Source organism: Microcoleus sp. bin38.metabat.b11b12b14.051 (genome assembly GCF_013299165.1).
Taxonomy (GTDB): Bacteria; Cyanobacteriota; Cyanobacteriia; order Cyanobacteriales; family Microcoleaceae; genus Microcoleus.
In genome coordinates, this window is sequence record NZ_JAAFKD010000001.1 from 154,762 (window position 1) to 177,546 (window position 22,785).

A 22,785-nucleotide genomic window follows, 5' to 3' on the forward strand; every position below is an offset into this window, starting at 1 on the left:
AGCGGGGAATGGGTAACTGGTAATTGATCAATTATCCCCACTCCCACTCCACTCTCAATTTGGATGGCAAACTTGTTGCAAAGTGGCGGTAAAGTCGGGGTAGGAAATGGCAGCGGCTTCGGCTCGGTGAATCTTAGTAACACCTGTGGCGTTGAGGGCTGCGATCGCCAAACTCATCGCTATTCTGTGATCGGTGTAGCTGTCAACATCCGCGCCAGTTAACGGAGTTCCCCCGGTAATTTCTAAACCGTCGGGTAACTCGGTAATCTTCGCTCCCATCCGGTTGAGTTCCGCAGCAGTCACGGCGAGCCGATCGCTCTCTTTGACTCGCAACTCCGCCGCATCGCGAATGATGGTAATACCTGACGCAAAAGTCGCCGCTACTGCCAAAATTGGGATTTCGTCAATCAGTCGGGGAATTAAGTCGCCAGCAATGGTGCATCCCCGCAACTGTGCGGAATAGCGCACCAAGATATCCGCTACCGGTTCCCCCGCCGCTTCTCGCTGATTTTGCAGTTGAATGTCAGCGCCCATCATTTCCAAAGCTTCCAAAATCCCTGTCCGAGTTGGGTTGACGCCGACATTTTCCACTACGAGCTCGGAACCGGGGACGATCGCCCCAGCAATTAGCCAAAAGGCTGCCGAACTAATATCTCCCGGTACAATTACATTCTGTCCTTGCAGTTGCGCTCCACCAGTCACTGTCACGCTACAAGTTTCTGGATCGACGCTCAACTTTGCCCCAAACGCCCGCAGCATCCGCTCGCTGTGATCGCGCGACAGAGAGGGTTCTGTGACTGTAGTTTCTCCATCCGCCATCAAACCCGCCAGCAAAATGCAGGATTTAACTTGAGCGCTGGCGATCGGCGAATGGTAGTGAATCGCTTTTAACTGCTGTCCGAGTACCGCTAAAGGAGCTAAAGAATTGCCCTTGCGGCCCCAAATGTGTGCACCCATTTGTTGCAGCGGTTTAATGACGCGCGACATGGGGCGCGATCGTAAAGAACCATCACCCGTTACCGCATAAAAACGCCCAGGATGAGAGGCCAAAATTCCCAACATCAACCGCATCGTCGTGCCGGAATTGCCCGCGTCCAAGACTTCGAGAGGCTCCTCTAACTCCCCAATTCCGACGCCCCTAACAGTCACCCGTTCCGCGTTGAGTTCGGAAACGGATGCTCCCATCAGCGAGAAACAGTTCGCAGTGCTGCGCGGGTCTTCTCCGAGCAGCAGTCCCTCAATTGTCGTTTCACCGCTGGCGATCGCCCCCAACATCAAAGCCCGGTGAGAAATCGATTTATCGCCGGGAACTCGAATCCTGCCTTGCAGGGACAAGCCCGAGGCCGGTTTTTGAATGCTTAAAGTTTGACTTTCGCCCAGAACCGAAGTAGTTATAATGTCAGCTTGCATTGAGATAAACTAGGATGGGACAGCGTTAGCTATCCTACCCTTTTCCCAGCGATCGGCCATAGGATTTAACTTTTGAGATTTAGGATTCGGGAATGACCGACTGCACAAGCGTTTGCACCGCAGCCCGACATTTCCCTGATTTTGTAAAACGGCGATCGGCGATTGGGGAGGGCGGACGCAATGGCAAGGATTTCACCTTAATTTGACAAATACTACCCGTATATATACTGAGATTTCCTGTCAGGCTGTCGGCGATCGACTGATTGATCGATGAATCAACCACTCATTCTTGCTGGCGGGCCAGTTGTAGGCTTTGCATTTTTTAACTAAAAGCTCCGGAATTGGGAACCGAGATCATCTAAAATCTAGAATCAAAACTCTAAAATATCAAATCTCAAACGACCAGATCCACAATAACTCCTACACTTTTATTTATGCTGACGCATCACCGCAAGCCTGTAAGTTTATCGCTGGTATCCACAGATTTACCTTTGTGGTCTGTTGTTGAAACCGCTGGTACTCTGTATCAAAAAGACCGCGATCGCTTTCACTTGTTGTTACACGAGCCCGCAATACTCGATCGACAATTTTGCGACGCCTCTGACGCATCTGGCGAGCAAGTTACTATATTACCCACAACGACAAAACCCCGGTTGCTGTGGCTCGAAGTTTCGCCCTATCGAGTGATTATGACCATGCAGGGAAACGGCAAATACAGTTACCGCCACTGCTGGGAACGCGGAATGTACGGCCTGAGCCGTTATTGGCTTCAGGGCGAATCCCTAGCGACTCCCGAACAGTTGCGCCTCCGCAACTTCACTCGCAACTTGACGCTGACCGGAAAGCCCGAACCCGAACACCTGCGGTTAGAATACGAGTTGTGGTCGGAAAAAGTGCAACTTGGCAGCTATATTTTGAATTTAGAAATTCATCATTAAATTTTGGAAATTAGGAATTGGTAATTGCTAGGTGAAAATTACCTGCCTAAACATCGCTACCGTGCCGCATACTTTAGTCGCGGACATACTACAATTTTAGACCCAGCGAAGCGCGATCGGGCAACGGGGTTCGCGATACCTGATTCGCAGCGCTGCAAGTAAATCGCAAATCGCAAATCGACGCTCCGGCTGGCTGACACTCAGAACCGAAAACTCATAGCATTTAGGAAGGTTTCTTGCAATAATTAATCAGTTTCTTAGTCAAAGCATCTTGATTTTCGGCGGCTAGATTCGCCTGCTGTCCCGCTCGAATAATATCTGCTTGAGCTTTTTGGATTTGCTCTCGACCTTCTATACTTGTAGAAGCCCGGTTTCCTGCCTCAAGAGCTTTGCCGATGTCGCCGAGTGCTTGACCCATTTCGCGGAAAGATTTAACTGACGGCCCCTGAATTTCTTTGAGGGTGGGATCTGTGATTCGCAAATCCTCAATTTGTTTAGCTGTCTGGTTTAAATCTTTAGCTAAGTTCTTGCTCGTAGCAGCATCGTTGCTGTCTTTCTTGAGATCGATGAAAGCATTGCCTTTGGTGACAATTTCAGTAAATTTAGTACACTGGGCTGTTCGGTTCTGTCCACCGCAACTAACCGTCAGGATACAGCAAGCAACAAATACGAGCAAGACAGCTATTGGTTTGCGAAAAAAGTACATGAATCCTCGGTTTAAAAAAAGTAGACTTGGGAATTTTGTAGTAGAGTACCTAGCATCGATTTTAGATTTTCGATTGACTCCACAGATGAATCAAAAGAGCTGGAATTTCAATCTAAAATTAGGGGTTGTCCGCTCAGGAGTGTCGCCGGGTTGTATCTGTTTTTGGGCGGATGTGCGATCGACCGATCGAGATATCGACTGTCAACACCCTGCTGCAACATTCAGACAAGCTCTGCTAAACTAAACTACGTACCTGTTTGGGAACTATGGTCAAAAACAGCAATAACCTACAGAAGGGCAGCGTTTGGGGATATCTTACCCTGCTTTTGCCTATTTGCTTAACGGCGGTTGCCAGTTTCGAGTCGGGAACGATGTTTTGGGCGATCGCCACCACAGCAGGCATTGCTTGGGCTTACAAGCTATACCAGCAGCAGCAAAAACACAAACTCGCTCATTTAGACTCGGTTTTCTACAGGTTGATTAAGGAAAATCAAGGACGAGTTACGGCGTTAGATTTGGCGATGAATGCCAAACTCCCAGGAGAAAAAGTTCAAGAGTATCTCGACGAACGGGCGTCTGAGTTTGCAGCGGATTTTGAAGTGACGGAACAAGGCGGAATTTTGTATTATTTTCAAATAGCTCCGACTGTCAATCAAACCGAAATACCAAATGCGGCAGTAGCTGTTCAAGAGCATCCCACAAATCGGGAAAAAACACAAGATAAAAAACCCAACTTGTTCCCGATCGCCCAAACCAAGACGGCCGAAAATCCGAAAATTTCTTTTACCCAGACGGAACTTTCCCGCAGGTTCAAAGTTCACGCCACTACGATCGGCAAATGGAAAGTTAAGCCGGAGTTTGCTCAGTGGAGTCGCGAAAAAGACCCGGAGGCGATCGCCTGGGAATATTCTACAGAAAACAAGCGCTTTTATCCTAAAGATTGATCGGAACAGTTGACAGTTGACAGAAGAGCCCGAAGAGCGAAGTCGAAGAGTTGACAGCTTGCGCGCTCGCGACTTGCCCGCCCGCGAAGTCGAGGGGAGTCGAAGAGTTGACAGTTGGAAGAGGGAGAAAGACATAAACAGCAAGCTTTTTAGCGATCCGTATTGTAGATTTAATTAGGTGGATTTACTTGTGGGCTAAAATATACCAAGAAACCCGGTTTATACGACGTTCTGCGGTTGGTAACGAAGAATTTCGGAATAAACCGGGTTTCTGAGACTTGAGCGCGTCCTGGCAACATTATGCTGGCTGTTGACCGATCGACCTCTTTAGGTTAGTTTAAGTAAAATCGTGTTTAATTGAGTTTGCCCGATACAAATCGGTAAATTCGATCGCTCTATCTCTATCTTTTTGATCCTATGTCCACACCAACCTTGCGAGTAGTCGCCCGCCTCGTCGCCTTTCCAGACAAAGTAGCAGAACTTAAATCTCTACTGCTGAGCATTATCGAGCCAACCCGCCAAGAACAAGGCTGCATCAAATACGAACTGCTGCAAAATCAAGCCTATCCTACAGATTTTACATTCGTGGAAGAGTGGGAAAGTGCAGCTTTGCTAGAACTACATCTCGCTTCAACTCACATTCAAGGTGCAGTGCATAAATTAGACGGTTTAGCAGTTGCACCTCCAGATATTCGGCGCTATGAATTGCTAGCTTAATTTTATTGTTGAGTCAATTTAATTAATCTATATGACGTAGATTCGATGCCCCATAACTGTCAAGAAAAGGGGACAACAGTTAGAGTTAAAATTGTAGCTATTTGCGAGATATTTATGATATTAGCAACAATCAAACAGTTATTCACTTATCCAATTAAAGGGCTGACACCGCAAGCAATGTCGGAGTTTACTTTAACAGCAGGACATGGCGTTAAGGGCGATCGCGCTTTTGCACTGATGTTTGCGGATAATCTTGAAGCGGCCAAAATACCCGCCGAAAACGCGCCTTGGATGAGCAAAAAATATTTGGCGGTTCAAAACGATTGGCCTTTGTTAGCAGCTTTGGAGTGCCATTATCAACCGGAAACGACCGTTTTAACAGTCAAACGTCAAGGAGTTGCAGTATTATCAGCAGCAACAAACACAGCAGCGGGGCGCGATCGCATTAGCAGCTTTTTTACCGAATATCTGGCGGAAATTGAACCGACAAAAGAAGCCAGACACCCGCAGCTTGCACCTTTGCGCTTAGTGGGCGACAGCAGCGGCGAAACTCGTTATCCCGATCGAGAACCGGTACATATTTCTCTCCTCAGTCAAGCTACACTAGACCAATTAACCGAAGTCGCCCTCTCAAATATCGACGTGGGCCGATTTCGCCCAAACGTTGTGTTAGAAGGCATTTCAGCTTGGTCGGAATTTGAGTTAATCGGAAAACAGTTTCAATTAGGTACGGCGCGGATCGAAGTTACTGCACGAATTGGTCGCTGTGTCAACGTAGAAGTAAATCCACAAACGGGCGATCGGGATATTCCGCTACTCAGTTTACTACAACAAGAATTCGGTCACGCACAAACCGGAGTTTTAGCCAAAATTCTTAACAGCGGCACAGTTAAAATCGGCGATAGTTTGAATTCCTAATTCGTTCGTAGTGAGGACTTTAGTCCTTTTTCGGATGCGGACTAAAGTCCTCACTACAAACCTTTATTCGTTCGTAGTGAGGACTTTAGTCCTTTTTCGGATGCGGACTAAAGTCCTCACTACAAACCTTTATTCGTTCGTAGTGAGGACTTTAGTCCTTTTTCGGATGCGGACTAAAGTCCTCACTACAAACCTTTATTCGTTCGTAGTGAGGACTTTAGTCCTTTTTCGGATGCGGACTAAAGTCCTCACTACAAACCTTTATTCGTTCGTAGTGAGGACTTTAGTCCTTTTTCGGATGCGGACTAAAGTCCTCACTACAAACCTTTATTCGTTCGTAGTGAGGACTTTAGTCCTTCTTGGGATGCGGACTAAAGTCCTCACTACAAACCTTTATTCGTTCGTAGTGAGGACTTTAGTCCTTCTTGGGATGCGGACTAAAGTCCTCACTACGAACCTTATATTATCCCTCCTCCGAAATCCTCACCTTATTACCGATCAACTTGAGAAAACTTGCCCCAAAATGTTGAATTTCCAAAAAATTAGCATAAGCAGGAGTGGACTTATAAACCCTAAAAGTCCGCATAATTCCCAAAGTCGCCGCACTTTCCAGCGGCCCGATAAAGCTAGTATCCCTGTCCAAAAAATGAGACTGTTTCGCCCAGTGAGCCATCTGTTCCCCATTCAAAAAATAGCAGCCAGAATGAGGATTCAAAGCCCGCTCAAAAGAGATACGCTGTTCCATGATTTTCCCCAATAACTGCGGCTGTTCCTCCACATTTTGAAATTTGGAAGTAGCTGTAACATTTAAATCACCATCAATATATGCTTTAAAAACGGCGCCTTGAGGCGATATTTCATAGCGATTTGGTTGCAGCAAATTTCCAGGCCCCCCGTGATGCGTAAACCAATTTAATTTACTGAAAAACCACGGATCGTGTAAAATTAAATCATCTTCCAAGTAACAAAAATAATCGTATTTGTCAAGACACGCTCGCAAAACTGCTTGACACTCAAACCCTAACAGCAGCGGTTCGCATTTGGTAGCGTGGTGCATAAAAGACCTTGGCTGTATCGGCAATTCAGCCAACAAATGATAGCCTTGAGTAGTGCAAACTACAATATCAATTTCGTGGTTTTGAGATTGATTTGCGGGAATAGTCGCACATTCACCAATGTGAATCATCGACTGAGATTTGCCGTACAAAGCTTGCAGCGATGTCACGCAAGCAGTTAAAGCATTCAGTCGCGGTTGGGGGTCGTTTCGCTGGGAAGCGTGTTTCCCGTCGCCGCTGGGATTGTAGAAGTGAGCAATTGTGAATAGAATTCGCATTGGTGTTGATTTAACAATTAAAAATTAAACAATAAAACAGAATACCGGGCGGTTGAAACCGCGTCTGTACAGACACTCACGTGACGGGAGCAGGTTAAATACCTGACGGTGAACATTACGTTATTCTCTCTTTGTCGGCCTCCCGCGGACATCGTTTGTATAGCAGCGGTTTCAACCGCCGTCTTATCCGCTCCCAAGCGTATTGCACAATAACCCCTATAAATATTACCGCATTCAGTCTGCAAATAACTCCGGCAATCTTCCTTGCAACTCAGCATTCAAACGCGGTAACTCATCGCGCATTTGCAAGTACCAATCTCGCCGCTGCCGGTAGTGTCCGCACAGCAAGCGGTTGTCCCGCACCCATTCGTAAGCATTCGCTGCTATTTCCCGCCGCATAGAAGTGTCAGAAATCAGCGAATTAAGCTTATTTTCAAACTCTTTTCCATGTTTGTAAATCAATCCGGTTTCACCTTCTACTATCGAATGTTCGTACAGGGTGGGACTTGCCAGTACCGCTACTCCCCGCGCTGCACATTCGATAAATTTCAAGTCAGATTTCATTTCGTTAACTGGGTTGGAAACGAGCGGCAGTAAAGCGATATCGCAACTGTACATAATTTCTTGATACCGTTCGTAGCTGCAAAATGATTCAAATTGCTTTTGCTGTATTTCCAACGCTTCAAAAAATCTGCGGTCGTGGATGACTTTAACTCTAATCCGGTGTTTGTGTGCGACTAAAACTCGATTGAGCGCTGCCATAATCGGCTGCCAATCTTGTTCGCGATTGAGTGCACCAAAAAAGATGGTGACTGTATCTTCTACTGGGTAAATTCGCGGCGGAGGTAGATAAGCTAATTGATTGGGAAATACGGCAACGTTATGATTGTAGTGCCGCAAAATTTTTGCGAGCGGTTCTGTCGTCGTTTGAACGCAGTGACAGCCGCGATAGCTGAGGTGATTGTTGTCTGCGTATTCGCGGCGGCGGATCGGGTTGTCGTCTATTTCTGCTACTATTAAATAGCCTTGTTGCAGCAGTTCTTTGAGTTTGGGAATGTAGGCGGGATATTGCATGATTGTTCGCTGCCAGATGAAGACTTTTTCTTCTGCTGGTAGCCCAGGTATTGCTTCGGCTGTTTTGACAGCGGATGCGGTGCGGACACCGGGAATTGTGGCGCTAAATTTGTCGGGTTCCAAAACTCGCACGCGATCGCACCCGGTAGGAGCCATAATAATGGTTTGGATCAGCAGTCTGCGCGGCGTTACCGTCGATTTGGTCGATCGCACGATATAATATTCAGCACCCGTTTCTGTAGCAAAATCGCTGGATTTCAGCTCTAAGGCCTTCACCATGGGATGCAGTAATTGCTGGAATTGAGCAAAATTTTCTGTTTTGTGTCCCTTCCCTTGCAATTCATAAACTTGCAATCCGGCAGCAGCAAATAATGATTTAATACTTTCTAGGGTAAACCAGTGCTGCATCTTGCTGTCGGGATTTTCCCAATGTCCCCGCAACAAATTGACAATGCGCCGCCAATATTGAACGTTGGGAATTATCGCCAAAATTTGCCCCTCAGGATTCAGTAAAGCACTGTATTGCTTGAGAATATCCCACGGGTTTTTGAGATAGGGTAACAAGTCGCCAAAAATCAAGCAATCCACGCTTCCGGGGGCGATGTCGAGACTTTCGATCGCCAGTTCTTCAATATCGGCTACCGTCACCCAGTTTAGCCGATCGACCGCAATTTTAGCTTTTTGGCGATCGCATTCAATGCCAATATACTGACAGTGGGGATTGCTCAGCTTGTACTGTTCGCCCATAGAACCCGTACCGCAGCCAATTTCCACAATCACTTTAGCATCCGGCGGTAGCAGTTTGAGGAGGTCGTGGTTGGGGCGATCGATCACTTTACCTAAAATTCCTAATTAATTTATCGTAAAATCAAACAGAGCAACCATGCCGACCGACAACCAGCCGAAGGTTAGCATGGCGATGCCAGTATACAATGGCGATCGGCACAGTTGTCAAGGACTAAATTTTCAATTACCAACTCTTTATCTACCCTCTCTTCTCGCTCCTCTGCGTTTTCTGCGTCCTCTGCGGTTCATTTAAATCTGGTTCGCCAATCGCTATATGTTAGCAAATATTCAGCAAAAGTCTAACCTACTCTCAACCCCTATCTCCCTTAGCCGAATTAAGACCTTCGATTAATGCAGCTTTTTTTGCAAAAAATTAACACAACAATTTACTAAATACATTAAAAACAATGAACCATAATCTAGGAATCAACATCAGCGGCTACATCAACGGCGAATTTGGCATAGGAGAAGGTGTCCGAGCCAACATCAGAGCTGTAGAAGCCGCCGGCATTCCCTTCACCCTCAACAATTTTACCCGCAGTCCCCACCGCAAGCAAGACACCACCTATCAAAAATTTAGCCCGGACAATCCCCATCCAGTAAACTTAATTCAAGTCAACGCCGACGAAGTTGCAACCTTTATCAAACATACAGACGCCAGCTATTTTGACAACAAATATAATATCGGCTTTTGGGCCTGGGAACTTCCCGGATTTCCGCCCGCAAGCCAGCCTGCATTTGAGCGCTTTCATGAAATATGGACTTACAGCAATTATTGTGCAGAAGCTATTTCCGCAGTTTCGCCAATTCCGGTCATCAAAATCATGCCAAGTCTGGCGCTCGCCGCACCTAATTCGAGCAGAAAAGCACTGGATTTACCTAAAGATAAATTTATTTTTCTATTTGTATTCGACTTTTCCAGCCGCATCGAGCGCAAAAATACTTTAGCTACTATTCAAGCATTTAAACAAGCTTTTGGCGACCATGACGGCGTATTGTTGATTGTCAAATCTTCCAACTCAAACAAATTTATACAGGCTCAAGCATCCTTAAACTCAGCCGTAGCAAATTGTGCAAATATCAAACACCTAGACGGGTATTTATCCAAAGATAAAATCAACGGTTTGCTTGACGCTTGCGACTGTTACGTATCGCTGCACCGTTGCGAAGGATTCGGCTTAACCATGGCTGAGGCGATGTTTTACGGCAAACCCGTAATTGCCACCGGTTATTCATCAAATACAGAATTTATGAATGTCGGAAATAGCTTTTTAGTCAAATATAAATTAATTTCCATTGAGGAAGATTGCGGGCCTTACAAAAAAGGCAATATTTGGGCACAGCCGGATATCGAACACGCTGCTGATTTAATGCGGTACGTGTTTAACAATTACCCAAAAGCTCAACAAATTGGAGCGGTAGCTGCTGAGGAAATTCAGACTTTACTCAACCCGCAAGTTACCGGGAATAAAATTAGAAAACGTCTCGAATATATCGCCGAGATTACCGATAACTTTCAAAACTTGCCTCTGTCAGCCACAGCCAAAGCAAATTCTGCCCAAATTAGCCCAGACTTGCATAAAGATTCCGTGTCATTGCGAGGAACGAAGCAATCTCATCGCCAAGTTGACTTGCAACCATCACACCCCAAAAGTCTATCAAAATCTGAAGTGCCAAACTGGCAGCCTTTGGTAAGCATTTGTATTCCGACATACAACGGAGAAGCATTTATTGAGGAAACAATCAAAAGCGCGATCGCCCAAACTTACCCTAACATAGAACTGATTGTATCCGACGACGGCTCCACAGACCGCACAATTGCGATCGCCCAATCTTTCCAATCCCAAACATCCGCCGACTTCCGCATCATCCTCCACCGCAACTACGGCTTATCACAAAACTGGAACTTCTGCATCGAGCAAGCCAAAGGTGAATACATCAAATTTCTATTTCAAGATGACTTGCTCGAACCCGAATGTATCGAAAAAATGGTCGCCGTCGCCCAGCAACACCCAGACATAGGCATGGTTTTTTCCCCGCGCGGCATCACCATCGCCGCCGATGAATCTCACCCGATTTTGCGGAAAGCTTCCCAATCAATTAAAGATTTGCACAAAAGTTGGTCGAATTTAAAATCTATTCAACCCGGTAAAGAATTGCTAGCAGATGCTAACTGCTTGAACAACCCCATCAACAAAATTGGCGAACCCAGTACCGTCTTAATTGCTGCCCGAGTTTTTGCCGAAATAGGATTATTTGATTCGGGATTGTCTCAGTATGTAGACTTAGATATGTGGTGGCGGATTATGGGCAACTATCACATCGGATTTGTAGACGAACAACTCTCCTCGCTGCGGATTCATCCCGAACAACAAACTTGGAAAAACTTCGCGGTTGGGGAAAATCAGAAAGATGTTGTCAGATTTTACAAAAAATTACTAAACAATCCAGAATACAGTTTCCTAAATCCCGAAATTACCAACAAAATTAGCCAAAAATTGGCCTTGAGAACCCAGCCGAGTTTATCGGAATTGTCAGCACTGGTTGCACAGTACAAAAAATCACCTTCAAACGAGTCTGTTATCGCCCAACTGCGCCAATACCGCCAACAAATAGCTGAAGGCTGGCTGAATTTACCAGCGGAAAAATTAGAAGCCGCTTACTCGCAAGCAGCAGGAAAAGCTCATAAATTGTTGCTAGATAGCGGGTTCAAAAATGAAAGTTTAACTGACTCAGAGCAAAGTTTTGTGCAGCAGTTATCCTCGCAACTTGTAGGAGGCGGGGAAATTGCCGAGCAGGTACAATATTATCTCGCAGCGATGCTGTATTGCGATGCTTATCAGTTGCCGCTAAAGTATAAAAATGCTGCGATTCCTCCCTGGTTTTTTGACGATTTTGTGACATTTATATTTCAGTCTCCCAATTATTTTAAACAAAATTGCGAAGTGGAAAGTTACTCGGCATATTTGCAGCAGTTAATCGAGTACGTCGCTGTTAATATCGCTAGTTTTCCCGAGGTGGAAGTTTGGCGTTATGTGGCGGCATTTATCGCGAAGAGTGTCAGCCTCCAAGCTTTGTATTTGAGTGAGGCAAATTTGCTCGATGTCTTGAGCCAGCGAGCGGATATTCTGGAATTTCATTTGCAAAATATTGGCTGTCAAATAGACTGGGATTTTGCTCCTAGAGTATCTGAGCCAACTAAAATTAGACTGGGATTCTTGCTTGACAAAATTAGTGCCGAATTAGAGACTTTTGTGGCAATTCCGAGTTTTGAATATTTAGATCGAGACAAATTTGAAATTATCCTGTATCATTTCCAGGTAGAAGACGAGCCGCTGGCGAAATATTGCGAAAGTTGTGCCGACAAGCTGGTGCAACTGTCGGCAGATTTGCCTCTTCAAGTACAGGAAATTCGATCGCACGATTTAGATATTCTACTAATTAGCACCAATATCGCCGACACATCCCAACGGGGCGCGCTGCTGTGCTTGCACCGACTGGCGCGGGTACAAATGGCTACCGCCGCCTCAACTCCCGCCACCACTGGCGCCCGCCATATCGATTATTTAATTGCTGGAGATTTGGCATTACCCGCAGGTGCAGCAGCAGAGTATCGCGAAAAATTAATTGCTTTAGAAGGCTCGGGAGTTTGTTTTAGCAATCATGCAGCACCAGCAATTGCCACAGTTGAACCGACTCGTAGCAGTTGGGGAGCCACCGATGAATCTGTAGTGTTTTTCTCCTGTGCTCCGGCACGGACAATTATCCCAGAATTGCGAGAAACTTGGGCAACAATTATTGCCGCCGTACCGAATTCTATTTTAGTTTTGTATCCCTTTGGCTCCCGCGCCGAAAACTATCCGACGGTGCCTTTTTACAACCAAATTCGATCGACCTTCCGGGAATTTGGCATTGACAAACAGCGGGTAGTTGTGATACGAGCGCTACCAAATCGTGCAGATTGCATAAAATGTTTGGAATTAGCTGATATATATTTAGACTCCTATCCATACAGCAGTGCCTGCTCCGGTGCAGAACCGCTGTTAGTGGGGTTGCCAGTGGTGACAAGAAAAGGGCAAAAAACTCGATCGTGCCAATCAGCAGCAGTCCTCGCAGAAGTGTTACTTCCGGAACTGGTAGCAAACAGCGAGAACTCTTATGTAGAGATAAGTACAGCACTGGGAACTAGCCCTGAAATGCGCCGGCACTATCGGGATCGAGTCCAGCACGCAATGGCGGCTAACCCCAAAATTCTCGACAGCCGCGCTTACTCCCATCAAATAGGCAAACTATTTGAAAGGAACACCGTCACGATGCAAAGCGTCTAGAAATAGACAGCAATAGCGTTAGCTTTCTTGACGCTCTGCTATCATCGGGAGGTTGACGGGTTAGTGGTTGTCGCTCTTTTCCTGCCACAACTAAATTAAAAGGGGAAGCGCAAGTCAGTTGGAGAAAAAAAAATGACAGGACTTTTTCAAATAGGCGATAAATTACTGCAAGCTCAGGATATGCCATCGCTCCTGAAGCGCTACCAGTTGATGCCCCAATTCTTGCGGGGTGTAATCATCGATCAAGCGATCGCATCATTTAGTTGCAGCGACGAAGAACGCACTTCCGCCGTCCTTGACTTTCTGGCACAGCACCAACTGACAGCCCCCGAAGCCAAAGAAGCTTGGCTGCGCAGCCAAAATATGACGGAAGAAGAACTTCAAGAGATGGCCGTCAGGCCCTTGCTGATCGAAAAATTTAAGCAAGAGACTTGGAGACCTAAAGTAGATAATTATTTTTTAACCCGCAAAGCCAGTCTAGACCACGTAGTCTATTCCCTAGTACGCACCAAAAACCCAGCACTGGCAAACGAACTTTACTTTCGCATCCAGGAAGGGGAACAAACCTTTGCCGAAGTGGCCCGCGACTTCTCCGAAGGCCCAGAGTCCAAGTCAGGCGGCCTGTTAGGGCCAGTACCCCTCAGTCAGCCCCACCCGGCAATTAGTAAACTTTTGTCCGTCAGCCAGCCAAATCAACTCTGGACGCCGCGTCCTCTGGCAGAATGGATGGTAATTATTCGACTAGAAAAGTTCATGCCAGCCCAGCTCGACGAATCGATGCGGCTGCACTTGATTAACGAACTCTTTGAAACCTGGCTCGCCGAACAAATATCGAAAGTAGGCCCGCTACAGCCCTTCGCTTCTGTGTCTTCAATATCATGACCGAAAGCAGTTTTGTCAGGGTATCCCGGATTTAGCCGTGGAAACTTTAAAAAGCGTAGCACCCTGACAACAAGCCTCCGGATTCAATCTAAAATCTAAAATCTAAAATCTAAAATCGGATGACTTCTTCCGCTGTTTCCCTCTCCCAAATTCAGGATTTCTTAGCTCAAACACCTCCCTTTGACCGACTGTCAGAGACGGATCTAACGGCCTTGGTGGCTAAATGCCAGCTCCTAGGCTACCGGACGGGGCAACCCCTGTTTGAACGGGAAAAAATGCCGACTCAGGTGGCAATTATCTATCAAGGTCAGGCCCGGCTGTTGGGCTTTGACCAACGATCGCAGCGCCACGTCAGTTTGCGCTTGGCGCAGCCCCAAGAAATTCTGGGCTGGGCGGGTTTGGTGCGGGGAGTTCCGTGCGAAACGGCGATCGCCTCTACAGAGGTTGTGGCGATCGTCCTACCTGCTGAAGATTTCCTGAACGTACTGGAAAAACAGCCGAAATTTGGAGAAGCCTTTCGCAAACATAGTTCATTAAGCGAAGTATTTGAACTGTTGAGCCTGGAATTGCAGCGCCAAGCCGACGGCACATCCAATCTCAAGGAACTTACCCTGCACGCTTGGCAAGACGCGACAGTTGTCAACGTCCCCAACGGTAACAAAAAAACTCAAGACCTCGCTAAAGAGCTAGATGCCGATCGAATTTGGCTCGTCAGCAGCGGCGTCTTGGGCGAGTTTCCCACCGGCAGCCGCTTCTCTGCGGAAAATGCAGCTAAATCCTTAAAAGTAGAAGGCCCCGCCGGCGCCCGCTTGGTCGGCTTCCGGGAACCCCCAGAATCACCACCAGAAAAAGCTCCCCCAGATGACGAGACAGATCCTCCTGTCTCTGTGGTGAAGCCGCCCGGTGGCAAATTCAGAGAGATTATAGTCGCCCCCGTTACCCCGCCAGACCCCGGCATCGTATCACCAGATACGGCGAAATACCCTGTTTTCCGCGCCAAAGGGCAAATAGATGCCCCGCTAGCTTGCTTCCAAATGTTGAGCAAGTATTTCGGCATCAAATTTCGCCGAGATATCATCCGCAAAGTTCTAGAAAATCAGTTAAAAACCGCTGGTGTGATTAACCTGCAAGCCTGCGGCGCGATCGCCCAAAGCATCGGCCTGACACCTCAATTGGCGCAAGTCCCCGCAGCAGCCATCAACCGCATCAAAGCTCCCGTAATGATTAAATGGGAAGATAGCTTTGCGATCGTTTACAGCATCACCGAGCAAGAATTGGTGCTAGCGAGCCCAGAAAAAGGGCTGATGCGGAAGCGAGTACCTCAGTTTACAGAAATCTGGGGAGAACTAGGAGAAGTCCTGCTACTGCAAGCGCCGCAAGTCGAACAAAAAGAGCAGTTCAGCTTCTGGTGGTTTGTGCCCGCGCTGATGGAACACAAAACAGTATTTATTGAGGTGTTGCTCGCCTCGTTTTTTGTACAGCTATTCGGTCTTGCTAATCCATTAATCAGCCAAGTAATTATTGATAAAGTATTAGGTCAGCGCAGCATTGACACCTTAGATATTTTGGGGGCATTTCTGTTAGGTGTCGCCCTGTTTGAAGGACTGCTCAACGGTTTGCGTACCTTCTTGTTTGTAGATACTTCCAACCGCATCGATGTCAAATTGAGTGCGGAGGTAATCGACCACTTGCTGCGGCTGCCCCAAAATTACTTTGACAACCGGCGCGTGGGAGATTTGGTTTACAAATTCAGCATGATGGGCCAAATTCGAGAATTCATGACGAGTACAGCTCTGACAGTGGTTCTCGACGCAGTATTCTCGGTGGTTTACGTCGCCGTGATGCTTTCCTACAGCGTGCAGCTAACCTTCGTATCTTTGGCCGTGGTACCGATACTGGCGCTGATGATTATTCTGATCAACCCGCTGGTGCTGCGCTTGATTAAACAAAGAAATATGCGTTTTGCTGACTCTCAATCTTATCTAGTGGAAGTAGTCAGCGGAATTCAAACTGTTAAGGCTCAAAATATTGAATTAAAATCCCGCTGGGAGTGGTCGAGCCGCTATGCAAAATATATTACAGCTAGTTTTAAAACAATTCTAACCGGGACTACGGCAGGTACAATTAGCAGCTTTTTAAACCAAGTAGGTAACTTAGCTCAGTTGTGGGTGGGAGCTTATTTGGTACTGAAAAATGACATTACTTTGGGTCAGTTGATTGCTTTCCGAATTATTTCCGGTAACGTGACTGGTTCGCTGCTGAGGTTTGTGAGCGTGTGGCAAAGTTTCCAAGAAGTGTCGATGTCGATCGATATGCTCAAGGATATTGTCGATAAGCCCACGGAAACCAGCGAGGAAGACAGGAGCAATATCCCGTTACCTGCAATTCAAGGGCAGGTTACTTATGAAGAGGTTTCCTTCCGATTCTTGGAGAGCGGGCCGCTACAATTGGCGAATGTGAACTTAGAATTTCCTCAGGGCAGTTTTGTGGGAATTGTGGGGGGAAGTGGTTCCGGTAAAAGTACGGCGATGAAGCTGTTGCAGCGTCTTTATGCGCCGCTGTCGGGCCGGATTTTTATTGACGGCTATGACATTGCTAAGGTGGAACTGTACTCGCTACGCAGTCAGCTTGGGGTGGTGTTGCAAGATACTTTGCTGTTTAACTGTAGTGTCCAAGAAAATATTGCTCTGAGCAATCCCGATGCGAGTACGGATGAGATTGTACGAGCTGCAAAACTAGCGGTAGCTCACGACTTTATCATGGGCTTGCCCGCTGGGTACAATACGATCGTGGGAGAACGCGGTGCATCGCTTTCTGGGGGTCAACGGCAGCGTTTGGCGATCGCCCGGACAATTTTGCAAAACCCAAGACTGCTGATTTTAGACGAAGCTACAAGCGCCCTGGACTACCATTCCGAACGTCAAGTTTGCAACAACTTAGCAGAATCGTTCGCTGGCCGCACGGTGTTTTTCATCACTCACCGCCTGACTACAATCCAAAACGCCGACGTAATTATTATGATGGATCAAGGTTCTGTAGTCGAGCGCGGAACGCATAAAGAATTAATGGCTCTTAAAGGGCGTTACTACTGCCTGTTCCAGCAACAAGAGTCATCGAATACCTAACAATAACAAACTAACAACTAACAACAGAAACGTAACAAATGGCTATGAAATCGGTAATTCTTTCAGAGCAACCAGTCATTCTCGAAAAACCAGCGATTTGGTCGCGCTTGTTTTTGTGGATGATCATGCTGATGACCAGTTCGGCGGTAATTTGGGCTTATTTTGCTAGCGTAGAGCAAGCTGTCCCCGCTGTCGGCCAATTGGAACTAAAAGATGGCGCCAGAGACATCCAAGCGCCTGCTACGGGCGCTGTGGTGAGGCTGCACGTTGAAAATGGCGATCGCGTGGAAAAAAACCAGCCCCTGCTCACTTTCAACCCCGTTGCACCCAGTGCTGATTTAACATCGATTAAGAAAACAAAAGAAGCGCTGGAAAAGGAAAATAAATTTTACGAAGATGTCGTCAATAACAAAGTTCAAGGCGCTATTCCTTCCAACCTAGAGTCCACAATCAAAGACAGACAGAGCCTCGCGGCACAAAATCAAGTGCTGCAAGCTTTGATTGACGAGCTGTACCTCAACAGGGGAGCCAGCGGAAATTTTGATGCAGCCCAGCAGGGACTATACGTAAATTATCGATCGGAATTTCTGTCTCGCGTCGCCGCCGCCCAAGGTCAAGTTCAAGAGTTGGAAAAACAACTGAAACAAGCTGAAAATGCTGAGAAAGCCGCCGGCGATCAAATGACCGTAGCAGTGCAACAAATGGGTTTTGCTGAGAACCAATTAAATTATGCCAAGCAGCAGTTAGAATCTTCAAAAGAGCAAATAAAATCTTCCGAGGCGCAGAAACAACTGGCTGACGAACAGCTAGCGAAGTCGCAACAAGTATTGAAGTCCAATCAAGGCATTTTGGGCAGACTGACGCCCTTAGTAGAGCAAGGAGCGATCGCTGAATTGCAAAAAGAAAAGCAGGAACAAGACGTTTTCAGAGGCCAAAGCGAAGTTCTCAAACAGCAAGATCAAATCAAGCAGCGCGAAGGTGAAATCAACGCCCGCAAAGGCGAAATTAACACGCGCCTCGGTGAAATCAACACGCGCAAAGGCGAAATGAATGCGCGTCGAGGTGACATCCAAAAAATTACCGCTGAAGTAGAGCGCCAGCAAGGAGAGCAAGCGCGCATTCAGGAGTCGATAGCCCGCGCCCAAGAACAATTGAAAAACACCAAAGATTCCTGGGCAAAAGAACTTTACACCAAAATTGCTGAAAACCAGAAACAAGTTGCCAGCAGCGATTCTCAGCTCAGCCGCTTCAAAGTAGAAAACCTGAAAAAGCTGTCCGAAGTAAACGCCCAGCTAGAAAAAGCGCAGCAAACCCGCGATACTCAAGTGCTGAAGTCTCCCGTATCCGGCGTGATCTTCGATTTGAAACCTTCTAAGAAGGAGAAAGCTAAGTTGGATCTAGCCAAAGATCCGATCTGCCAATCCATTATTAACTCAGTGGTGAAGCCTGGGGAACCCCGCCCTGTACGCTGCGAAGAAGCTTATTATGAAGCGCAGCAAACAGAGAAGTTGCTCAAAGTTTTGGATGACGAAAACGGCTTGCAAGCAGTTGTTTACTTAGAAAACAGCAACGTGGCTCTGATATTGGATGCTTTGAAAAACAAGCGGGAAAAATTGGAGAAGTATCACGGCAAACAATTAGATGGCGAAAAGATTGACTGCGAAAAAGGTAAAAGCTGCGTGTGTCCTGAGAAGGAAGTTAATAGAGAGAAATTGGGTCTCACAAAATACGAATGCGTGCCTGTAGAGGTCAACGTTGAGGCTTTCCCAGCGATGGAATTTGGTACTGCCGAAGGTGAAGTGAAAGAGATTAGCAAGGATGCTGAGCCTCCTACTGAACTGCGGAAATACTACTCTTTCAAAACCAAAATTAAGCTCAAGAATCAAAAGTTTGTGTTGAACAAGGGCAAGTCAAACGAACAGGAAGTTAACTTGCAGTCGGGCATGGCCGTAAGCTCTAATATTAATATCGGCAAGCGGACTGTTTTGCAGATGTTTATCAACCGATTTACTGGCAAGCTGGATACGTTCAAGACTGTTAAGTAGTTGGTGAACCGAATTGAACAGGACTAAAGTCCTCACTACAAACTTGATGGCAGGTTTGTAGTGAGGACTTTAGTCCTTATTTGCTCAAACTATGAGGACGAAAGTCGAACCCCTGTGATTGCTCTCTCGTCGTGCAATGACAAAAGTATATACATTTGATATAAAATGGTCGTGGCAATTGGTGCGATCGCACATTCATGAAAAAAACAGTTTTATTTACGCTATATCTGATCCCAGTTGTCCTGTTAATCGGGTTTGTAGCCAATTTTAGCGTTAACGTTCCCATCGATGACGAGTGGAGGTTAGCTAGCCTGTTTGAAAAAATCGCCCAAGGAAGTGTTACGTTTAACGATTTCTGGGCTTTGCACAGCAACCACCGGATAGTGTTTCCGAAGTTAATTATTTCGGTGCTGGTTTTTGCATCCCAATGGAATATTAATTATCAGTTGTGTCTCAGCATCGGTTTGGCGGCGATAACTTTTATGACTATGTACAAGTTATCCTCGATGCAGGTTACAGCAGATTTCGGGCATCGAGGCCATCAAGAGGGCGGGCACGGGGGCAGCACCTCTACAAAAAACTGTAATAATGGGGATAATTTATGGCATTTAGCTAATATTTTAACTTGTATTTTGTTGTTCTCCCTAGTTCAGCATGAAAACTGGCTTTGGGGATTTCAGTTAGCATGGTTTTTCGTAAATTTATGTTTTGTGGCTGCGGTTTACGCGCTGGTTTCAACTCACAAGTTATTACCTAAAATTAGGATTATTCTTGCTGCTACATTCTGTTTTATTGCGAGTTTTTCCCTAGCTCAAGGCTTGCTGTCTTGGTTGGCGGTGATTCCGGCTGTGGTGGCTGTGGAGGGGAATCGAGTACAGAAAAAAAGCAGATTAATTATATGGATGTTGTTGTTTACTGCAACTTGTGCTATTTATTCAATTGATTATCATCCCGGCAGGAAAACAAGTATTATTTCATTGTTGAGTAAACCGCTGGTGGTGATTGATTATTTTTTGAGTTTATTGGGTTCGCCAATTGTTAGATTGCCGGGAATTTCGGCGTTAGTCGGATTGGTAATATTTGGTAGTTTTGTGTTTTTTGGATGGCACTTTGGGAAGAAGATTTTATCAACAGATTTAGAATTGGGTGGGGACGAGCAAGATGCCCCTCCCACAAGTCCTCTGGGATGGCTTTATCAGGCTTTGCCGTGGCTGTCAATAGGTTTGTTTTCGGTTTTGTCAGCTTTGTTTATTACGGTGGGTAGGGCGGAATTTGGGTCGATTCAGGCGATCGAATCTTCGAGATATACGACTAATTCTATTTTGCTGTTAATTGCTTTGGTTCAGCTTGGACAGTTGTTTATACGAGAAATTAAAACAAAGTTAAAATGGAACTATACGTTTATTTATCGGGCAATTGCAGGGTTGTTAATTGGAATAATTATTGTTAACTCTCAGCAGGCAATTGCCCAAACTAGCTCGGCACTAATTTACAAACAAGGCGCTCAAGATTGTTTACAGTTAATGGACTATCTCGAACCGTCGGAGTTTTTCAAGAATTCACCCGAAAGCTGTTTGAGGGTCTTGAGTAAAAAAACTTGGTTGGTGAGAGATGGTGCTGCTATTCTGAGTAAAATAGGTTGGAGAAAGTTTGCGAAAAATGTAGAGTTTGTTTCTAAGAGCGAGAAAGTTCACGGTTATTTAGACAAACCTCAAACCGGTGACAAATCGTTGAGTGGTCAGACAAAAATTGCTGGTTGGGCGGTTTTCCCGCAGCATAAAAAACAGCCGCATATCGTACTGCTATCTGTCGGTGACAAACAATCTTTTTTCGCTAACGCTTATGTGAATCTGGATAGTCCCGATATTGCTAAGACTTTGAAATCGCAGTTGTACAATAATTCCAGGTGGGCGGTTGAGGTGTGGGGTAGTGATTTGGCCGTTGGCGAAACAACAATCAAAGCTTGGGTGTATAATCCTGTTGACAACCAGTTTGTCCAGTTGCGCGGAGGATGAAGAGTGAAAATTTCGGTGATTATACCAGCCCACAACGAGGAGGGCTGTTTGTATGCTACTGTGCGGGCTTTAGCCAAAACGCTAGATTTAGAAGGGATTGGGCACGAAATCTTGATTGTGAATGACAATAGCACGGATAAAACCGTTGACATTTGCCAGGAATTGTCAGAGACTTTCCCCACAGTTAGATACATCAACAATCAACCTCCCAACGGTTTCGGATTTGCCGTGCGCCGGGGTTTGGCGGAATTTGACGGCGATGCGGTGGCGATTGTGATGGCGGATGCTTCCGACGATCCCGTAGATTTGGTAGCAGGATACCGCAAATTGCAAGCAGGATATGACTGCGTTTTCGGTTCCCGATTTATTAAAGGCGGCTTTGTCGTTGATTATCCCATCCACAAATTAGCAATTAACCGCTTAGCAAACTGGTTTGTCAAAACTATCTTCGGCTTACCATACAGCGATATTACCAATGCTTTTAAACTCTACCGCCGAGAAGTAATTGAAGGCGTGCAGCCGATTTTGAGTCATCATTTTAATTTGACTGTGGAATTGCCTTTAAAAGCAATTGTCCGGGGTTTTTCCTATACGGTCATTCCTCTGAGATGGTACAATCGAACTGCTGGTATTTCTAAGCTAAAAATCAAAGAGATGGGCAGCCGATATCTATTTATTGTCTTGTATGTCTGGCTCGAAAAACATCTCTCTCGCGGCGACTACCACCGGACTAGAAAGATGAATGAGTTAAAATTAGATTTATTACCAAAGTCAAAGACTGAAGTTCTGACTATTAAGGAATGATGACTAATGATTTTAGTACCGCAGCCATTGATACTTTATTTGGAGGATTAAGTCATGGTTTTGACAGCCCCAGAAATGGCAAGATTGATGCCAGATGCCACTCAACTTGAAAGTGATGAGCCAGAAATGGAAAGTTCCCTACATTATATTCAGTTAGCATTATTAGTTGCCTGCTTGGAATGGCAATGGCGCGAACGAAACGACTTTTTTGTGGGAGCAAACCTGACAGTTTATTACAGCCAGCAACAATTGCGGAATCGGGATTTTCGCGGCCCAGATTTTTTTCTGATAACAAACACAGAAAAACGTCCGCGCCGTTCTTGGGTAGTTTGGGAAGAAGACGGGAGATACCCCGATATAATTATCGAATTGCTCTCGGATTCTACCGCCAGAGTCGATCGCAACGAAAAAAAGGTATTATATCAAAATCGGTTTAGAACACCCGAATACTTTTGGTTCGATCCTCAAGATTTAGAGTTTAGCGGTTTTCGTCTAATCGGTCAAGAATATCAAGCTATTGTTGCCAATGAATTTGGTAGATTGTGGAGTGAGGTACTAGAATTATATCTGGGAATTCATGATGGGAAATTGCGTTATTTTACCCCAGACGGTGAGTTAGTTTGTACACCAGAAGAAGCTGCACTGCAAGCACAGCAACAAGCTGCACAAGCCCAAGAGCAACTTGCACAAGCCCAAGAGCGAGCCGAGCGTTTAGCTAATCAGTTGCGGGCTTTGGGAATTGAACCAGAATAGTTATCAA

General features: G+C 46.0%; 16 protein-coding genes. 11 read left to right on the forward strand and 5 right to left on the reverse strand.

Features of this window, described 5'->3' with window-relative positions; translation table 11 throughout:
• Positions 1-54 precede the first annotated feature (54 nt).
• Positions 55-1,410 (reverse strand): 3-phosphoshikimate 1-carboxyvinyltransferase, encoded by a 1,356-nt coding sequence (gene aroA / locus QZW47_RS00690; protein ID WP_293122206.1) that lies wholly within the window; start codon positions 1,408-1,410, stop codon positions 55-57.
• Positions 1,411-1,489: 79 nt separating this feature from the next.
• Positions 1,490-1,693 (reverse strand): hypothetical protein, encoded by a 204-nt coding sequence (locus QZW47_RS00695; RefSeq protein WP_293122208.1) that lies wholly within the window; start codon positions 1,691-1,693, stop codon positions 1,490-1,492.
• A gap of 151 nt (positions 1,694-1,844) precedes the next feature.
• On the opposite strand from QZW47_RS00695, the gene QZW47_RS00700 reads away from it, so the two are divergent.
• Positions 1,845-2,348, forward strand: coding sequence for a hypothetical protein (locus tag QZW47_RS00700; RefSeq protein ID WP_293122211.1), 504 nt, complete (start codon positions 1,845-1,847; stop codon positions 2,346-2,348).
• Between the two features lie 223 nt (positions 2,349-2,571).
• Here QZW47_RS00700 and QZW47_RS00705 read toward each other — a convergent pair whose 3' ends face one another.
• Positions 2,572-3,054 (reverse strand): hypothetical protein, encoded by a 483-nt coding sequence (locus tag QZW47_RS00705; protein WP_293122214.1) that lies wholly within the window; start codon positions 3,052-3,054, stop codon positions 2,572-2,574.
• Between the two features lie 266 nt (positions 3,055-3,320).
• Here QZW47_RS00705 and QZW47_RS00710 point away from each other — a divergent pair, with 266 nt between their 5' ends.
• The 3 genes from QZW47_RS00710 (at position 3,321) to QZW47_RS00720 (ending at position 5,633) form a co-directional block, all read left to right on the forward strand.
• Positions 3,321-3,998 carry a hypothetical protein gene (locus QZW47_RS00710; RefSeq protein WP_293122217.1) on the forward strand — a complete coding sequence of 226 codons (678 nt, stop codon included), beginning with the start codon at positions 3,321-3,323 and terminating at the stop codon, positions 3,996-3,998.
• A 417-nt stretch (positions 3,999-4,415) separates the two neighbouring features.
• Positions 4,416-4,715 carry a putative quinol monooxygenase gene (locus QZW47_RS00715; RefSeq protein ID WP_293122220.1) on the forward strand — a complete coding sequence of 100 codons (300 nt, stop codon included), beginning with the start codon at positions 4,416-4,418 and terminating at the stop codon, positions 4,713-4,715.
• A 114-nt stretch (positions 4,716-4,829) separates the two neighbouring features.
• On the forward strand, positions 4,830-5,633 hold the full coding sequence (locus QZW47_RS00720) for an MOSC domain-containing protein (protein WP_293122223.1): 804 nt from the start codon (positions 4,830-4,832) through the stop codon (positions 5,631-5,633).
• A 463-nt stretch (positions 5,634-6,096) separates the two neighbouring features.
• Here the strand turns inward: QZW47_RS00720 and QZW47_RS00725 are convergent, their stop codons facing one another.
• Positions 6,097-6,966: a calcium-binding protein gene (locus QZW47_RS00725; RefSeq protein ID WP_293122226.1), complete on the reverse strand. Its 870-nt coding sequence runs from the start codon at positions 6,964-6,966 to the stop codon at positions 6,097-6,099.
• Between the two features lie 234 nt (positions 6,967-7,200).
• Positions 7,201-8,874, reverse strand: a complete 1,674-nt coding sequence (locus tag QZW47_RS00730) for a methyltransferase domain-containing protein (RefSeq protein ID WP_293122229.1) — start codon at positions 8,872-8,874, stop codon at positions 7,201-7,203.
• Between the two features lie 359 nt (positions 8,875-9,233).
• Here QZW47_RS00730 and QZW47_RS00735 point away from each other — a divergent pair, with 359 nt between their 5' ends.
• The 7 genes from QZW47_RS00735 to QZW47_RS00765 all read left to right on the forward strand — a co-directional run bounded on the left by QZW47_RS00735 (position 9,234) and on the right by QZW47_RS00765 (position 22,778).
• Complete coding sequence (locus QZW47_RS00735; RefSeq protein WP_293122232.1) at positions 9,234-13,154, forward strand: glycosyltransferase; 3,921 nt, start codon at positions 9,234-9,236, stop codon at positions 13,152-13,154.
• Between the two features lie 132 nt (positions 13,155-13,286).
• Positions 13,287-14,036, forward strand: coding sequence for a peptidylprolyl isomerase (locus tag QZW47_RS00740; protein WP_293122235.1), 750 nt, complete (start codon positions 13,287-13,289; stop codon positions 14,034-14,036).
• A gap of 119 nt (positions 14,037-14,155) precedes the next feature.
• Positions 14,156-17,161, forward strand: a complete 3,006-nt coding sequence (locus tag QZW47_RS00745) for a peptidase domain-containing ABC transporter (protein WP_293122238.1) — start codon at positions 14,156-14,158, stop codon at positions 17,159-17,161.
• 44 nt (positions 17,162-17,205) lie between these two features.
• Entirely contained in the window at positions 17,206-19,206 is a 2,001-nt protein-coding gene (locus tag QZW47_RS00750) for a chromosome partitioning protein ParA (RefSeq protein WP_293122241.1), read from the forward strand.
• Positions 19,207-19,403: 197 nt separating this feature from the next.
• Positions 19,404-21,221: a hypothetical protein gene (locus tag QZW47_RS00755; protein WP_293122244.1), complete on the forward strand. Its 1,818-nt coding sequence runs from the start codon at positions 19,404-19,406 to the stop codon at positions 21,219-21,221.
• Between the two features lie 3 nt (positions 21,222-21,224).
• On the forward strand, positions 21,225-22,025 hold the full coding sequence (locus QZW47_RS00760; RefSeq protein ID WP_293122247.1) for a glycosyltransferase family 2 protein: 801 nt from the start codon (positions 21,225-21,227) through the stop codon (positions 22,023-22,025).
• Positions 22,026-22,079: 54 nt separating this feature from the next.
• On the forward strand, positions 22,080-22,778 hold the full coding sequence (locus tag QZW47_RS00765) for a Uma2 family endonuclease (RefSeq protein ID WP_293122250.1): 699 nt from the start codon (positions 22,080-22,082) through the stop codon (positions 22,776-22,778).
• Positions 22,779-22,785 lie beyond the last annotated feature (7 nt).

What these genes read in the sequence shown, in the direction of transcription:
- QZW47_RS00750 (WP_293122241.1), top strand. Translation starts at nt 17,206, where the DNA reads ATGAAATCGGTAATTCTTTCAGAGCAACCAGTCATTCTCGAAAAACCA.
- QZW47_RS00755 (WP_293122244.1), top strand. Translation starts at nt 19,404, where the DNA reads ATGAAAAAAACAGTTTTATTTACGCTATATCTGATCCCAGTTGTCCTG.
- QZW47_RS00700 (WP_293122211.1), top strand. Translation starts at nt 1,845, where the DNA reads ATGCTGACGCATCACCGCAAGCCTGTAAGTTTATCGCTGGTATCCACA.
- QZW47_RS00745 (WP_293122238.1), top strand. Translation starts at nt 14,156, where the DNA reads ATGACTTCTTCCGCTGTTTCCCTCTCCCAAATTCAGGATTTCTTAGCT.
- QZW47_RS00735 (WP_293122232.1), top strand. Translation starts at nt 9,234, where the DNA reads ATGAACCATAATCTAGGAATCAACATCAGCGGCTACATCAACGGCGAA.
- aroA (WP_293122206.1), bottom strand. Translation starts at nt 1,410, where the DNA reads ATGCAAGCTGACATTATAACTACTTCGGTTCTGGGCGAAAGTCAAACT.
- QZW47_RS00715 (WP_293122220.1), top strand. Translation starts at nt 4,416, where the DNA reads ATGTCCACACCAACCTTGCGAGTAGTCGCCCGCCTCGTCGCCTTTCCA.
- QZW47_RS00725 (WP_293122226.1), bottom strand. Translation starts at nt 6,966, where the DNA reads ATGCGAATTCTATTCACAATTGCTCACTTCTACAATCCCAGCGGCGAC.
- QZW47_RS00720 (WP_293122223.1), top strand. Translation starts at nt 4,830, where the DNA reads ATGATATTAGCAACAATCAAACAGTTATTCACTTATCCAATTAAAGGG.
- QZW47_RS00740 (WP_293122235.1), top strand. Translation starts at nt 13,287, where the DNA reads ATGACAGGACTTTTTCAAATAGGCGATAAATTACTGCAAGCTCAGGAT.
- QZW47_RS00705 (WP_293122214.1), bottom strand. Translation starts at nt 3,054, where the DNA reads ATGTACTTTTTTCGCAAACCAATAGCTGTCTTGCTCGTATTTGTTGCT.
- QZW47_RS00710 (WP_293122217.1), top strand. Translation starts at nt 3,321, where the DNA reads ATGGTCAAAAACAGCAATAACCTACAGAAGGGCAGCGTTTGGGGATAT.
- QZW47_RS00765 (WP_293122250.1), top strand. Translation starts at nt 22,080, where the DNA reads ATGGTTTTGACAGCCCCAGAAATGGCAAGATTGATGCCAGATGCCACT.